Annotated in this window: 11 protein-coding genes; 7 read left to right on the plus strand and 4 right to left on the minus strand. The window is 71.1% G+C overall.

Features of this window, described 5'->3' with window-relative positions:
* The first annotated feature begins 115 nt into the window (after positions 1–115).
* The 5 genes from ACFWBQ_RS35590 to ACFWBQ_RS35610 all read left to right on the plus strand — a co-directional run bounded on the left by ACFWBQ_RS35590 (position 116) and on the right by ACFWBQ_RS35610 (position 6,938).
* Entirely contained in the window at positions 116–3,193 is a 3,078-nt protein-coding gene (locus ACFWBQ_RS35590; protein WP_385507199.1) for a GNAT family N-acetyltransferase, read from the plus strand.
* 60 nt (positions 3,194–3,253) lie between these two features.
* Positions 3,254–3,850 carry a DUF5998 family protein gene (locus ACFWBQ_RS35595; RefSeq protein WP_329206686.1) on the plus strand — a complete coding sequence of 199 codons (597 nt, stop codon included), beginning with the start codon at positions 3,254–3,256 and terminating at the stop codon, positions 3,848–3,850.
* Positions 3,850–5,037 (plus strand): alkaline phosphatase family protein, encoded by a 1,188-nt coding sequence (locus ACFWBQ_RS35600; protein ID WP_385507201.1) that lies wholly within the window; start codon positions 3,850–3,852, stop codon positions 5,035–5,037. The genes ACFWBQ_RS35595 and ACFWBQ_RS35600 overlap by 1 nt, the downstream gene beginning before the upstream one ends.
* Before the next feature lie 42 nt (positions 5,038–5,079).
* The gene (locus ACFWBQ_RS35605) at positions 5,080–5,730 is read left to right on the plus strand and encodes a thymidine kinase (protein ID WP_385507204.1); all 651 of its coding nucleotides are present in this window, start codon (positions 5,080–5,082) and stop codon (positions 5,728–5,730) included.
* Between the two features lie 539 nt (positions 5,731–6,269).
* Positions 6,270–6,938: a hypothetical protein gene (locus ACFWBQ_RS35610; protein ID WP_385507207.1), complete on the plus strand. Its 669-nt coding sequence runs from the start codon at positions 6,270–6,272 to the stop codon at positions 6,936–6,938.
* 48 nt (positions 6,939–6,986) lie between these two features.
* On the opposite strand, the gene ACFWBQ_RS35615 is transcribed toward ACFWBQ_RS35610, so the two are convergent.
* The gene (locus ACFWBQ_RS35615; RefSeq protein ID WP_385507208.1) at positions 6,987–7,763 is read right to left on the minus strand and encodes a VOC family protein; all 777 of its coding nucleotides are present in this window, start codon (positions 7,761–7,763) and stop codon (positions 6,987–6,989) included.
* 239 nt (positions 7,764–8,002) lie between these two features.
* On the opposite strand from ACFWBQ_RS35615, the gene ACFWBQ_RS35620 reads away from it, so the two are divergent.
* Positions 8,003–8,830 carry a sulfurtransferase gene (locus tag ACFWBQ_RS35620; protein WP_385507209.1) on the plus strand — a complete coding sequence of 276 codons (828 nt, stop codon included), beginning with the start codon at positions 8,003–8,005 and terminating at the stop codon, positions 8,828–8,830.
* Positions 8,831–8,912: 82 nt separating this feature from the next.
* Here the strand turns inward: ACFWBQ_RS35620 and sepH are convergent, their stop codons facing one another.
* Positions 8,913–9,974, minus strand: a complete 1,062-nt coding sequence (gene sepH / locus ACFWBQ_RS35625) for a septation protein SepH (protein WP_385507211.1) — start codon at positions 9,972–9,974, stop codon at positions 8,913–8,915.
* A 497-nt stretch (positions 9,975–10,471) separates the two neighbouring features.
* Here sepH and ACFWBQ_RS35630 point away from each other — a divergent pair, with 497 nt between their 5' ends.
* Complete coding sequence (locus ACFWBQ_RS35630) at positions 10,472–11,443, plus strand: hypothetical protein (protein WP_385507213.1); 972 nt, start codon at positions 10,472–10,474, stop codon at positions 11,441–11,443.
* A 130-nt stretch (positions 11,444–11,573) separates the two neighbouring features.
* On the opposite strand, the gene ACFWBQ_RS35635 is transcribed toward ACFWBQ_RS35630, so the two are convergent.
* A complete protein-coding gene (locus ACFWBQ_RS35635; protein WP_385507215.1) occupies positions 11,574–12,893 on the minus strand; it encodes a D-arabinono-1,4-lactone oxidase in 1,320 nt (439 codons plus the stop codon).
* Entirely contained in the window at positions 12,853–14,097 is a 1,245-nt protein-coding gene (locus tag ACFWBQ_RS35640) for an MFS transporter (protein WP_385507217.1), read from the minus strand. Before ACFWBQ_RS35640 ends, ACFWBQ_RS35635 begins: the two co-directional genes overlap by 41 nt.
* Positions 14,098–14,151 lie beyond the last annotated feature (54 nt).

Genomic DNA, 14,151 nt, shown 5'->3' on the forward strand with positions numbered 1-14,151 from the left:
GCAGTGCGTACTGCTGTGCCCGGCTTCCGGCCCAGCCGCCACCGCCGATCGGCTCCCTCAGACTGCCCGCGCACCGATCCGTCCGCGACCGGTGCGACGGCCGTAGGCTTTGCCCATGGAGCCCACGCCGGAGCAGAGTCCGCATCACGCGTACCCCGACCACTGGGAAGCGGACGTGGTGCTCCGCGACGGTGGTACCGCCAGGATCAGGCCCATCACCACGGACGATGCCGAGCGGCTGGTCAGCTTCTACGAACAGGTCTCCGACGAGTCGAAGTACTACCGCTTTTTCGCCCCTTACCCGCGTCTCTCCGACAAGGACGTGCACCGCTTCACCCATCACGACTACGTCGACCGGGTGGGTCTGGCCGTCACGATCGGCGGAGAGTTCATCGCGACCGTCCGCTACGACCGGATCAACGAACAGGGCAGACCGGCCTCCGCCCCCGCCGACGAGGCCGAGGTCGCCTTCCTCGTCCAGGACGCCCACCAGGGCCGGGGTATGGCTTCGGCACTCCTCGAACACATCGCGGCGGTTGCCCGCGAGCGGGGCATCCGGCGGTTCGCCGCCGAGGTGCTGCCGGCGAACAACAAGATGATCAAGGTGTTCCGGGATGCCGGCTACACCCAGCAGCGCAGTTTCGAGGACGGTTCGGTCCACCTCACACTCGACATCGAACCCACCGCGGAGTCCCTCGCCGTCCAGCGCGGCCGTGAACAGCGGGCCGAGGCGCGCTCCGTACAACGCCTGCTGGCCCCCGGCTCCGTCGTCGTGGTCGGCGCCGGCCGTGCCCCGGGCGGAGTGGGCCGCACGGTGCTGCGCAACCTTCTCGGCTCGGGCTTCACGGGACGCACCTACGCGGTGAACCGGTCCTTCGCCGCCGAACCGGCAACGGTCGACGGAGTGCCCGCGTACCGCTCCGTGGGCGAGATCGGCGAACAGGTCGACCTCGCGATCGTCGCCGTCCCGGCCGACCGGGTGCCGGAGGCCGTGGCCGACTGCGGTGAACACGGGGTCCAGGGCCTCGTCGTCCTCTCTGCCGGTTATGCCGAGCGCGGCGCCGAAGGGCGGGAGCGCCAGCGCGAACTGGTCCGGCAGGCCCGTTCGTACGGGATGCGGATCATCGGTCCGAACGCCTTCGGCATCATCAACACCTCCGACAGCGTCCGGCTGAACGCCTCCCTGGCCCCCGAATCGCCCGCACCCGGACGCATCGGGCTGTTCACCCAGTCCGGCGCGATCGGGATCGCCGTACTGTCCGGCCTGTACCGGCGCGGCGCGGGGCTTTCGACGTTCATCTCCGCAGGCAACCGGGCCGATATCTCCGGCAACGACTTCCTGCAGTACTGGTTCGAGGATCAGGACACCGATGTGGCCCTGCTCTACCTCGAATCGCTCGGCAATCCGCGCAAGTTCACCCGGCTCGCCCGCCGGACCGCTGCCGTGAAGCCCGTGGTGGTCGTCAAGGGCGCCCGGCACAGCGGCTCCACCCCGCCCGGCCATGCCGTTCCCGTGAGCCGGATCCCCGACGCAACGGTCTCCGCGCTGATGCGCCAGGCCGGCGTGATCCGCGTCGACACGGTCACGGAGATGGTCGACGCGGGGCTGCTGCTCGCCGATCAGCCCTTGCCGGCCGGTCCCCGGGTGGCGATCCTCGGCAACTCCGAATCTCTCGGCCTCCTCACCTACGACGCCTGCCTCGCCGAAGGGCTTCGCCCGCGCCCGCCCCGCGACCTGACCACTGCTGCCGGGCCGCAGGACTTCCGGGACGCGCTGGCCGAGGCGCTCACCGACCAGACCTGCGACGCCGTGATCGTGACCGCGATCCCCTGGGTGGGAGAGAACGGCGAAGCGGAAACGGGCGAAGGCGAGGTGCTCGCGGCGGCCCTGCGCGAGGCGGCCGCCAAGGGCCCGGCCAAGCCGGTCGCCGTGGTGCACGTCGAAATGGGCGGTCTGGCAGAGGCCCTGGCCGCAGCCGCGAGCACGGCCACCCCGCCGGGAGGGGCGAAGCCCGGAACGGACGGCCAGGAGGCAGGCGGAACGGGTTCGGCGGGGCCCGGGGCGCGGGCAGCTGACGGATCCAGGACCGGCACGCCGGCGCCGGGCCCGTACGTGACACGTGGCGGTGGCGCTTCGGCCGGTGGGAGGGGGCCGGGTGCGCCCTCGGCCGAGGCGCAGCGGCCGGATGCATCGCGGGCCGGCACGGCTGCCGCCCGGGAGGGCACCGGCCGGGCCGATGCCGCCGGGCCCGGGCCGGCCGGCACCGTTCAGCACGGCGACCGGCCCGGCGGCGCGTGGCACCCGCAGCACCGGACCGGGCGGATCCCCTCCTACCCGGCAGCCGAGCGGGCTGTCCGGGCGCTCGCCGAGGCCGTGAAGTATGCGCAGTGGCGGCGGCAGGCGGCCTCGCCCGGAAAGATTCCCGAGTTCCTGGACGAGACCATCGACGAGCCGGGGGCAGCCACCCTGATCGAGGCGCTGCTCGGCCCCAGCCCCGACCCGAAGGGCCGCCCGCTCACCCACGACGAGGCCGCCGAACTGCTCGGCCGCTACGGCGTCACCGTACGACCGGCCCTCCCCGCCCTCGACCCGGAGGCCGCCGTCACAGCCGCCGCGCAGCTCGGCTACCCGGTGGCCCTCAAGACCACCGCCCCCCACCTCCGTCACCGCGCCGACCTCGGCGGCGTCCGGCTCGACCTCGCCAACGAGAGCGCACTGAGCCGGGCCTACGGGGAACTGACCGAGCTGCTCGGCACGCCCGCCGAGCTACGGCCCGTCGTCCAGGCCATGGCGCCACGCGGGGTCGACACCGTCGTACGGGCCTCGATCGACGCCGCCGCGGGAGCCGTCCTCTCCTTCGGCCTGGCCGGCGCGCCCTCCGAGCTGCTCGGCGACATCGCTCACCGCCTCGTACCGGCCACCGACCGCGATGCCGCCGAGCTGATCCGGTCCATCAGGGCGGCGCCGGTGCTGTTCGGCTGGCGGGGCTCCGCGCCCGCGGACACCGCGGCGCTCGAAGAGCTCCTGCTGCGGGTGTCCCGCCTGGTCGACGACCACCCCGAGGTGGTGTCGGTCGCGCTGGAGCCCGTCGTGGTCGCCACGCAGGGCCTGACCGTTCTCGGGGCAAGTGTCCGGCTCGCGCCGCCTCCGGCCCGTACCGATCTCGGTCCCCGCAGACTCCCCAACTACTGACCGCAGCCGACCTCAGCAGGGCGTCCCCGGCATCCACCGGCCCCCCGTAGGATGGTCCGTATGGCAAAGACCGGTACGACGACCCAGGGGCTGCGCGCGGCGATCGAGCGCAGCGGCTACTACCCGGCCCTCGTGGCCGAGGCGGTTGAGGCCGCCGTCGGCGGTGAGCCTGTCGCTTCGTACCTGGTGCACCAGGAGACCACCTTCGACTCCAACGAGGTGCGTCGCCATGTCACGGTCCTGGTCCTGACGGACACCCGCTTCATCGTCAGCCACACCGACGAGCAGGCCGCCGACACGAGCTCCCCGACGCCGTACGCCACGACGTCCACCGAGTCGGTCAAGCTCGACCGGATCTCCTCCGTCGTGGTCAGCCGAGTGGTCGCCGACCCCGAGAAGTACGTGCCCGGCACCCTGCCCCGCGAGGTCGTTCTCACCATCGGCTGGGGTGCGGTCTCCCGGATCGACCTCGAGCCCGCCGCCTGCGGCGACCCCAACTGTGAGGCCGACCACGGCTACACCGGCAGTTCCACCGCCGACGACCTGAGCCTGCGGGTCAGCGAGGCCGGCGACGGACCGGACACCGTGCGCCAGACCCTGGCCTTCGCCCAGGCCCTCTCCGAGGCCACGGCCGCGACCGCGGCGACCGGCCGCTGATGGTGCAGCCGGCCTGGCAGGACCCCGTTCTGCTCGCTCTCGACAGCGCCCCCGTTCCCGAGTACGGCAGCGGCTCACTCGCGGATCTGCTCCCGACGCTCGCCGCAGGGCAGGGCGTACCCGGCTTCGAGGCAACGATCGCGGAGCTGACCCCCGCCGACCGGAACTGCGTCTTCCTGATCGACGGACTCGGCTGGGAACAGATCGAGGCCCACCCGGACGAGGCGCCCTTCCTGTACTCGCTGCTCCCGACGTCCCGCGGCGGCACAGGCCGCCCGATCACGTCGGGCTTCCCGTCCACCACGGCGACCTCGCTCGCCTCCGTCGGTACGGGGCTGGCGCCCGGCGAGCACGGCCTTCCCGGCTACACGGCGCGTAATCCGGAAACCGGCGAGCTGATGAATCAGCTCCGTTGGAAGCCCTGGACCCCGCCCAAGGTCTGGCAGCCGTATCCCACCGTCTTCCAGCTCGCCGACGCGGCAGGCGTGCGCACGGCCCAGGTCTCCGCACCCACCTTTGAGCAGACCCCGCTCACCAAGGTCGCGCTCAGCGGTGGCTCGTTCCTCGGCCGGCTCTCCGGCGAGGACCGGATGGACCTGGCCGCGGAGCGGCTCGCCGCCGGTGACCGGTCGCTCGTCTACACGTACTACAGCGAGGTCGACGGCAAGGGGCACCGGTTCGGCGTCGACTCCGACGCCTGGCGGGGCCAGCTGATGTACGTCGACGGGCTGGCACGGCGCCTCGCCGAGCAGCTCCCGCCCCGCTCGGCGCTGTACATCACCGCCGACCACGGCATGATCGACATCCCGTTCGACGAGCAGTCCAGGATCGACTTCGACGAGGACTGGGAGCTCCGCGCCGGAGTCGCCCTGCTCGGGGGCGAGGGCCGGGCCCGTCATGTGTACGCGGTCCCCGGGGCGGAGACCGATGTTCTGACCGTCTGGCGTGAGGTGCTCGGCGAGCAGTTCTGGGTGGCGAGCCGGGACGAGGCGATCGCGGCCGGCTGGTTCGGCCCGCGGATCGACGAGCGGGTCTACGGCAGGATCGGAGACGTGGTGGCAGCCGCACACGACGATGTGGTGATCACCGCCTCGGTCAACGAGCCCCATGAGTCGGCGATGGTCGGCATGCACGGTTCGCTGACTCCCGTGGAGCAGCTCGTCCCGCTCCTCGAAGTACGCTCGTAGCTCGCTCCCCCCACGTACGACCCGAAAGGCGCTCAACTTCTCATGCCCGAGCTTGTGTTCTTCTCCGGAACGATGGACTGCGGAAAGAGCACGCTGGCTCTCCAGATCGGCCACAACCGGTCGGCCCGCGGTCTGCAGGGCGTGATCTTCACCCGCGACGACCGGGCGGGTGAGGGCAAGCTCTCCTCGCGTCTGGGGCTGGTCACTGACGCGGTCGAGGCCGACGAGGGTATGGATCCGTACGCCTATCTCGTCGACCGCATCACGCGCGGAGGCCGGGTGGACTACGTCATTGTGGACGAGGCCCAGTTTCTTGCTCCCGGGCAGATCGACCAGCTCGCCCGGGTCGTCGACGACCTCGGACTCGATGTTTTCGCGTTCGGTATCACCACCGACTTCCGGACGAAGCTGTTCCCCGGATCGCAGCGTCTCATCGAGCTGGCTGACCGGATCGAGGCGCTCCAGGTCGAGGCGCTGTGCTGGTGCGGCGCGCGTGCCACCCACAATGCCCGCACGGTGGGCGGCGAGATGGTCGTCGAAGGCGCGCAAGTAGTGGTCGGGGACGTGCACCAGATGGCGGACGAGGTCGGCTACGAGGTGCTGTGCCGACGTCATCATCACCGCAGAATGACCAGCGCGGCAGTGCATGCGGGCGCCCTGTCGCCGGACGTACTGCCCGTCGCATCCGACTAGCGGGTCCGCAAACGCGTCACAGGCGGCCAAGTCGGCGTTGTGGACTCCCAGTTCGCGTAGCCTGAGGGGGACAAGCGCAGGGTGCGCCCCGTTTCCTCGCGACGAGCAGACGCGTCGTCGGCGGTATCGGCAATCTGCGCGGCAACACCGCTGGCCGGCCCTCGGAGGACCCGTTACCGGTGGGCGCGATCGACAGTTGTCCGGTTACCGGCCAATCGGACCAATCTTCATCGGGCTGATCCCAATCGGGCCAATCCGTAGGGCCTTTGGATCCGGACAGCTGGGGGAGGGGATGGGTCCGGCGCCGTTGTCGGACCTCTTCGGCGCGCGCGTGGCGCGGACCCCAGCAACGGACGACCCCTGCCGACGAGCGGTCCGGCAGGCCGACACAGGTGGAGACGCACGTGGGCATACGCAGCGCGACAGTGAACGACGCACGGAGCATACGGGGCGACAGAACCACGGGTGGCGAAACGGACAGCCGTCAGGGCGCGAGCCCTCGATGCGACGGCGGCGCGAAAAGAGTCCGGGACTCGGCCGTGAACGGCAGGGGATCCGTCGTCGCCGCAGTCGGTGACGGATCGGACTCCCGCACCGTAGCGCCGCCCACCCGGCCGGTCTTCGTCGACACCACCGGGAAACGCAGCCGTACCTGGCGCCGTGCAGGGACCATTACTGCGCTCTGCTGTACCTGTTACGCCACGACCGTGGTCGCCGCGCTGGTCGGAGGCGACTCCAGCGCGCCCTTCTTTCAACTGCCGCGGGCGATGGGCCTGGAGCGCGAGGTGGGAGAGTGGCCGGCCGAGTCCCGGGACGAAAACCGTGCGGCCTCGGCCACCGAATCCGCGCTCGGCACGCCCGGTCCGGTGACACCCGATCAGGCACGCCTGTCGGTGACCGCGCGGCCCACCGTTCAGCCGCCCCTCGAAGCGTCCTCCGGCCCCGCGGGCATCCCCGCCGTGGACGTGAGGCCCGCCGCGCCCGGCGGGACCACGCAGACCGGTGGGGGCGGCGAGGAATCCCCGAGCGAGCCCTCGGCTCCGGCGCCCGCTCCGGCACCCGCTCCGGAGACCGGAAGCGGCTCCGGAACCGAGACTCCGGCCGACGGTGGTGACGACACGCAGGGCCCGGAGGCCGAGGACCCGCCCGGCGGGCCGCTCGGCGATCTGCTGGGAGGACTGCTCGGCGGGCTGCTGGGAGGCGCCTGACCGACCACGAACGCCGTCGCAGGATGACGAGCGCGGCACGGGCCGGGCTCAGCGGCCCGCCGACCGTACGATCGTGAACACCGCGCCCTCCGGATCCGCGACTGTGGCGAGCCGCCCGTTCGATGCTTCTCTCGGCGGCTGCAGAACGTGTCCGCCGAGCTCCACCACGCGCGCAGCGGCGTCGTCGGTGTCGGTCACCTCGAAATAGGTCATCCAGTGCGGTCCCCGGTCGCGCGGCAGAGCATGGCCCACCCCGTGGAGGGCCGCCACGGGGCGGCCTTCCAGATGCAGTGTCTGGTAGTCGAAGTCGGCCGAGACGACCGCCTCCGTCTCGAACCCGAACACGGCCTGGTAGAACTTGGCGACCGAGGACGTCTCGCGTGTCACCAGCTCGTTCCAGACAGGGGTTCCCGGTGCGCCCGCGAGGGCCGTGCCGAAATGCTCTGCGGCCTGCCAGAGTCCGAAGACCGCGCCGCTCGGGTCGGAGGCGATGGCAAGGCGGCCCGCATTCCCGGCGTCGATCGGTCCGACTGCGACTGTTCCGCCGCAGGCGCGGATCACCTCCGCGGTGAGATCGGCGTCCTCGGTGGCGAGATAGGTGGTCCAGGCGATCGGCAGGTGCCGGTCCGGGGGAAGCTGTCCGATGCCTGCGACTTCCTTCCCGTGAAGCAGTGCACGGACGTACGGCCCCAGCTCTTCGGGTCCCGGCCGGAACTCCCAGCCGAACAGATTGCCGTAGAACTCCTGGGTCGTGGTCAGGCCGTGCACGATCAGACTCACCCAGCAAGGTGCTCCGGGCGTACGCCGGGCGGCAGCCTCGGTCATCTTCTTATCTCTCCTCGGACCATCGTCGTGGCCGTACGGGGGGAACGGGGCCGGTACGCCGTCCAGCGGTACGGATACGGGTGTGTACGCTCCGTGCAGATGCTCGCACCACCGAGCTCCAGAGACACCCCGGCCGCGCCGTATTTTCCGGGTTCTGGATTCGTGAAGCCCGATTTGATGTGGTAAGTCCTTTTCGGCATCACGTTCTGGGGGCCGCCCTCTGCGCGAAGATGGCACCTATGAAGCCCATCATTACCGCATCCGAATACGCGAGCGAGTCGGCAGGGCCACGTCCGCCGGTGCTCCTGGACATCCGCTGGCAGCTGGGCGGTCCTCACGGCCGCCCCGATTACGAGGCCGGGCACATCCCCGGCGCGGTGTTCATCGATCTCGATGCGGAGCTCGCCGGTCCGGCGGGCGGCGGCGGCCGCCACCCGCTGCCCGGCCCGGAAGGCTTCGGAGCGGTCATGCGGCGGGCCGGCGTCTCCCACAGCACGCCGGTGGTGGTCTACGACGGCGGCCAGGGCTGGGCGGCGGCCCGCGCCTGGTGGCTGCTGCGCTGGGCGGGGCACCCCGACGTCCGGGTGCTGGACGGAGGTCTCGCGGCATGGACCGGCGAGCTCTCGACGAAGGTGTCGGCTCCTGTCGAGGGTGATTTCCGGCCCGAACCGGGTGCGCTCCCGCTGCTGGACGCGGACGCTGCCGCCGCACTTGCCCGCTCCGGTCTGCTGCTCGACGCGCGGGCCGCGGAGCGCTACCGGGGTGACGTGGAGCCGATCGACCGGGTGGGCGGCCATATCCCCGGCGCGGTATCGGCCCCGACCGTGCTGAACGTGGCCGAGGACGGTCGATTCCTCCCCGCCGGATCGCTGGCTTCCCGCTTCTCGGCCCTGGGGGCCGACGGCGAAACCGAGGTCGGTGTCTACTGCGGCTCGGGTGTCTCGGGCGCCCATGAGGTGCTGGCGCTGGAGATCGCCGGATACCGGGCGTCGCTGTACGCGGGTTCCTGGTCCGAGTGGTCCTCGGACGAGTCCCGCCCCGTTGCGACGGGGCCGGACCCCAGGTAACGCGACCGGCATCCGGACAGAGCGGGGGCCCGTACGCAGCGGCGTACGGGCCCCCGTCATGTTGCGGACATCCGGATGGTCCTCAGTCCTGCTTCTTCCGGCGTGTGCCGAAGACGATCTCGTCCCAGCTGGGCACCGCGGCCCGGCGACCGGGACGGACTCCGTCCGCCTCGGCCTGCCGGTCCGTCGTCCCGGTCAGCCGGTCGCGGTGGCCGGCCACCGCGCGCGGCATCAGCACGTCCGCGTAGGCGGAACCCGCACCCGCGGATGCCGCAGCCGCCGGTGGCTCGTCGGCCTCCGGCTCCTGGGCGGCGGGTTCGATCGCGGGCGGTTCGGGCTGCTGAGGCCGCTCCGGGACGATCATGTCGCCACGGAAGCTCGGTACCGCCTCCAGCAGGCTCGTCAGCGAGTCGCGCTCGCCGGCCGACACACCGCTGATGCGCTCCTCCGGCTCCGGTGCCGGGGGAGTGGGGCGCTCGATCTGACGGTCGAGCGCACGGTCCAGCGGCCGGTCGCGCGGCAGCCGTGCGATCCGAGGCACGAACGGGAAGCTGGGCTCCGGCGCAGCGACGTCGTCCGTCTCACCGATCAGTGAGCGCGCTTCGTCGTCCACGGCCTGGACCAGCCGTCGCGGCGGGTCGTACGTCCAGCTCGCCGAGTGGGGTTCGCCGGCGACCCGGTACACCAGGAGGACTTCCCAGGTGCCGTCGTCCCTGCGCCAGGAGTCCCACTGGACGGTTTCCTTGTCGGCGCCGCGCAGCAGGAGACGCTCCTGCACCGCCTCGCCGAGCTGGGGGCCGGTGTTCTCGCCGGGACGGCGCACGGGAGTCTTCCGGGCCCGCTCGGCCATGAAGGCACGCTCCGCGAGCACAGGGCCCTCGAAGCGGCGCACACGGTCGACGGGGATTCCGGCGAACTGAGCGACTTCCTCCGCGGAGGCACCGGCTCGTATCCGTGCCTGGATGTCGCGGGGCCGGAGGTGGCTCTCCACCTCGATCTCGATCTGGCCGAGCCGGGCGCGGTCATTGCGCACGGCGGCACGCAGCCGCTCATCGATCGGAAGCGTGTACTCCGTGCTGTCCGCAGCCTTGAGCACCAGTCGTGTGCCGTCGTTTGAGACGGCCACGACACGCAGTTCGGGCATGGGAACCTCCCGGGTGGTGCCTGCCGACGTCACGTGCGTCGCTGCTTCCGCTAGTCGAGTGTGGCCTGCCCGGGTGCAGCCTGCCACAACCTTGCCAAGTTACCCGGCGTGTCGGGCATTGGCCCTGGATCGCCACCATGGCACGGTTACCTATTGCGACACATAGTGACCGAATGGTCGCTCTGTGTTGCAGGCGCCCGTGCGATGCCGCGGCGCCGCCGGTTCGAGTGCCGTCTTCGGCCCCCTTCCGCAGGTCCCGGATACCCATGTGGGAGTCCGGCCCCAGGGCTCGCCACAGTACTCCATTCGGGCCACGTGGGTGGACCGGCGCGCCGCCGAAGTTCTCGCCGGGCACGGGAGTTGGGCTACCCGGTTGTCAGTGATATGCCCTCAATGAGTGTGCTGCTTCACACAATCTCCAGAATCGGAACTATTCGCTTCGCTCATATGTCCCTTCTTGGTGCAGGGTGGGGTAGTTGTCGAATCAAGGGCTGGTAATGGTTCAGAAGCCGCAAAGGGATGCGGAACCCGGGCAGAAGCGCATAGATCTGAGCCTGCCGCAGGTTGCGGGCAGCGCCGTGGCCGCGGTTGCCGCGGCGGTGATGGCTTCGCAGCTGGGTGTGTACGGAACGATTGCCGGCGCGGGCGTGATGAGTGTCGTCGCCACCTGCGGGGGCTCGGTCTTCCAGCACTTCTTCCGTCGCACGGGTGAGCAGATCCGCGAAGTCACGGTCCAGACGAAGCATCCGGCCGGCCGTCAGGTGGCCGTACACACGCGGGAGACGGCCCCGGAGGCGGTCCTGCGGCCGGGTGACGATGCGACGACGGTCCTGCGGCAGGGTGACGACGCGACGACGATCCTGCGCACGGTGAAGTCGGACCCGGGGCGTACGCAGCTGCTGAGGGCCGACGCGGACCCCACGAAGCTGCTCGGGGCGGTCCGCCCCGACGCGTACTCGGACGCCCGGACACACGGCACCCGGATCCGGGGCCGACGGCGCTCGGTGCTCGCAGCGGTCGCCGTCTTCGCCCTGTCGATGGCCGGTATCACCGCCTACGAACTGGTCTCGGGCAACGACCTCAGTGGCGGCGGGGGAACGACCGTCGGCTCCGTCGTACGCGGCGAGCGCGACACGGGAACGACCGCTCCGAAGCCGTCGGGCAGCACCGGCGAGGAGCAGGACGGTGACCGGGGGAGCGAGCCGGGCAGCGGGGGCGGCACCACGCCCGGGACGGACGAGGGCGAGGGGCGGAGCGCCGCCCCGGACCCGGCTCCGGACAACAGTGCAGGCTCGTCGGCAGACCCCGGCACCGCACCTTCCGCCCCCGCCGGAGACGCAACCCCGGGTCCCACCGCCACCCCGACGGCGCCCGGCGACGGTGTTCCGGCCGCACCTGACCCGAGCGGTTCCGGTGACACCCCGGAGCAGGAGGACGGGGCCACCGCCGGCACGGGCACCGGCCGGTGACCGACTCTCCGCGAACGGACGGTCCCTGCACGGGCGGGCACTGCACGGGCGGTCCGCGAACGGGCAGTCCTTGTACGGCCGGTCCGCGCACCGCCGGTTCACAATCCGGCGGCCCCCGCACCGCCGGGGTTCAGTCGCCGAGAACGCGCCGCAGATAGTCGTTGGCGAACAGCCGGTCCGGGTCGAGACGGTCGCGTACGGCGGTGAACTCGCCGAACCTCGGGTAGGCCCCCGCCAGATAGTCGGCGTCCCGGGTGTGGATCTTTCCCCAGTGCGGGCGGCCGGCATAGCCCGTCATGATCTGTTCGACAGCCGTGAAGTACGTCCCGTGCGGGGTGCCGCGGTACAGGTGCACGGCGATGTACGCGCTCTCGCGGCCGTAGGCCGTGGACAGCGCGATATCGTCCGCGGGCGCCGTCCGGACCTCGACCGGGAAGCCGACCCGAAGCGGTGAGCGCTCGACCATGGCCTTGACCTCGCGCAGCGCCTCGACCGCAGCCTCGCGCGGCAGCGCGTACTCCATCTCGACGAAGCGCACCCGCCGGGGACTGGTGAAGACCTTGTAGGGGACATCGGTGTACGTGCGGGCCGACAGGGCACGGCTGGAGAGCTTGGCGAGGGACGGGATGGCCCCCGGGACGGCCCGGCCGACCGAACAGGCGACCTGGAATATCCCGTTGGAGAGGAGCTCGTCCTCGATCCAGCCGCTGATCCTTCCGGGCGGATCCGCAGGGCCCGCGCTGCGGTTGTTGCGCTTGGTGTTGCAGTTGCCGGTGTGGGGGAACCAGTAGAACTCGAAGTGCTCGTTCTCGGCGACCAGCTGATCGAAGTCGGCTGTGACCTTGTCGAAGGTCATCGGCTCCTCGCGTGCCCTGAGCAGAAAGACCGGCTCAACCGCGAGGGTGATTGCGGTGACCACACCGAGTGCGCCGAGCCCGATCCGGGCGGCGGCGAAGACATCCGGGTTCTCGCTCTTCGAACAGCGCAGCACCCTGCCGTCCGCGGTGACCAGTTCCAGCGCGCGGATCTGTGCGGAGATGGACGCCGAATCGCGGCCGGTGCCGTGGGTGCCGGTGGAGGTGGCCCCGGCGACCGTCTGCTCCATGATGTCGCCCATGTTGGTGAGCGACAGTCCCTCGCGGGCGAGCACGGTGTTGAGACGCTTGAGCGGGGTGCCGGCCTCGACGGTCACCGTCATCGCCGTACGGTCGACCTCCCGGATCCCGGTGAGCAGACCGGGGCGGATCAGCACACCGTCGGTCGCCGCTGCCGCGGTGAACGAATGACCGGTGCCGACCGGCTTCACCGTCAGGCCGTCCTCGGACGCCCTGCGGAGGACCTCGGCGAGCTCGTCGACGGAAGCGGGGGACACGTCCCGTACCGGCCGGGCGGTGACGTTGCCTGCCCAGTTACGCCACGTGTTCGTCGTCCGTGCGTAGGTGTCGGTCATCTTCCCCGCGCCCTCCCGTAGGAACCGGCTCGGCGAGCCGGCGATACCCCAGGAACGCCACCGCGGCCGCGAGCGCTCCCGCCACGGCGGGCACCGCGTACCCCGCCTCGGCCCCGGAGGCGTCGACCACCCAGCCGGCGGCGGAGGAGCCGAGCGCCACTCCGACAGCGAGCCCGGTACTGGTCCAGGTCATGCCTTCGGTGAGCTGGGTGCGCGGTACGTGCTGTTCGACGAGGGCCATGGTGGTGACCATCGTCGGTGCGATGGCGAGACCCGCGACAAAGAGCGCCACGGCCAGGAACGGCAGGCTCCCGGCCAATTGGAGGGGGATCATACTCACGGCCATCGCGCAGACCCCCACCAGCCATCTCGTGGACGGCTTCCCCTTGAGGTGCAGCAGGCCGAAGACGGCTCCGGCGAGACACGAGCCGAGCGCGTAGACCGCCAGTACGAGGCTGGCCGCCGCCTTGTGGCCGCGCTCCTCCGCGAAGGCCACCGTCACCACGTCGACCGCTCCGAAGATCGCGCCCGTGGCGACAAAGGTGACCACCAGGACCTTCAGGCCGGTCGAGCGGAGCGCCGAACCGCCCGAGTGGTGCTCCTTGGGATGCGGTCTCGGCTCGGTGGCGCGCTGGGCCGTCAGCCAGAAGACGCCGATCACCAGGAACACGGCTGCGAGCAGCGGCCCGGCCTCCGGGAACCACGCGGTGGACAGGCCGATGGAGATGATCGGCCCGAAGATGAAGCACACCTCGTCGACGATCGACTCCCAGGCGTATGCCGTGTGCAGCTGACGGCCGGAACCCCGGTAGATCTCGGCCCAGCGTGCCCTGACCATCGAACCCACGCTCGGGACACAGCCGGCCCCTGCGGCGAAGACGAAAAGGGTCCAGTCCGGCAGCCGCTGCTGAGCACAGATCAGGAGCCCCGCGACCGCCGCGACCGAGACCATGCTGACCGGGCGCAGGACACGGCGCTGCCCGTACCGGTCGATCAGCCGGGAGATCTGCGGCCCCATGACGGCCGCGGCCATGGCGAGCGTCGCCGAGAGTGCACCGGCGAGCCCGTAGCGGCCGGTGATCTGGGAAACCATCGTCACCACGCCGATCCCCATCATGGACAGCGGCATCCGGCCGAAGAATCCTGCCGCCGAGAATTCCCTGGTGCCGGGGGCGGCGAAGATGGCGCGGTAGGGGCTGGGCAAGGGGAGCTCCGATGAAGCCTGTCAGGCGTATAGATGGCTGATACAGCTTACGGG

The sequence above is a fragment of the Streptomyces sp. NPDC060035 genome (assembly GCF_042736635.1).
GTDB lineage: Bacteria > Actinomycetota > Actinomycetes > Streptomycetales > Streptomycetaceae > Streptomyces.

What these genes read in the sequence shown, in the direction of transcription:
- ACFWBQ_RS35590 (WP_385507199.1), top strand. Translation starts at nt 116, where the DNA reads ATGGAGCCCACGCCGGAGCAGAGTCCGCATCACGCGTACCCCGACCAC.
- ACFWBQ_RS35595 (WP_329206686.1), top strand. Translation starts at nt 3,254, where the DNA reads ATGGCAAAGACCGGTACGACGACCCAGGGGCTGCGCGCGGCGATCGAG.
- ACFWBQ_RS35600 (WP_385507201.1), top strand. Translation starts at nt 3,850, where the DNA reads ATGGTGCAGCCGGCCTGGCAGGACCCCGTTCTGCTCGCTCTCGACAGC.
- ACFWBQ_RS35605 (WP_385507204.1), top strand. Translation starts at nt 5,080, where the DNA reads ATGCCCGAGCTTGTGTTCTTCTCCGGAACGATGGACTGCGGAAAGAGC.
- ACFWBQ_RS35615 (WP_385507208.1), bottom strand. Translation starts at nt 7,763, where the DNA reads ATGACCGAGGCTGCCGCCCGGCGTACGCCCGGAGCACCTTGCTGGGTG.
- ACFWBQ_RS35620 (WP_385507209.1), top strand. Translation starts at nt 8,003, where the DNA reads ATGAAGCCCATCATTACCGCATCCGAATACGCGAGCGAGTCGGCAGGG.
- sepH (WP_385507211.1), bottom strand. Translation starts at nt 9,974, where the DNA reads ATGCCCGAACTGCGTGTCGTGGCCGTCTCAAACGACGGCACACGACTG.
- ACFWBQ_RS35630 (WP_385507213.1), top strand. Translation starts at nt 10,472, where the DNA reads ATGGTTCAGAAGCCGCAAAGGGATGCGGAACCCGGGCAGAAGCGCATA.
- ACFWBQ_RS35635 (WP_385507215.1), bottom strand. Translation starts at nt 12,893, where the DNA reads ATGACCGACACCTACGCACGGACGACGAACACGTGGCGTAACTGGGCA.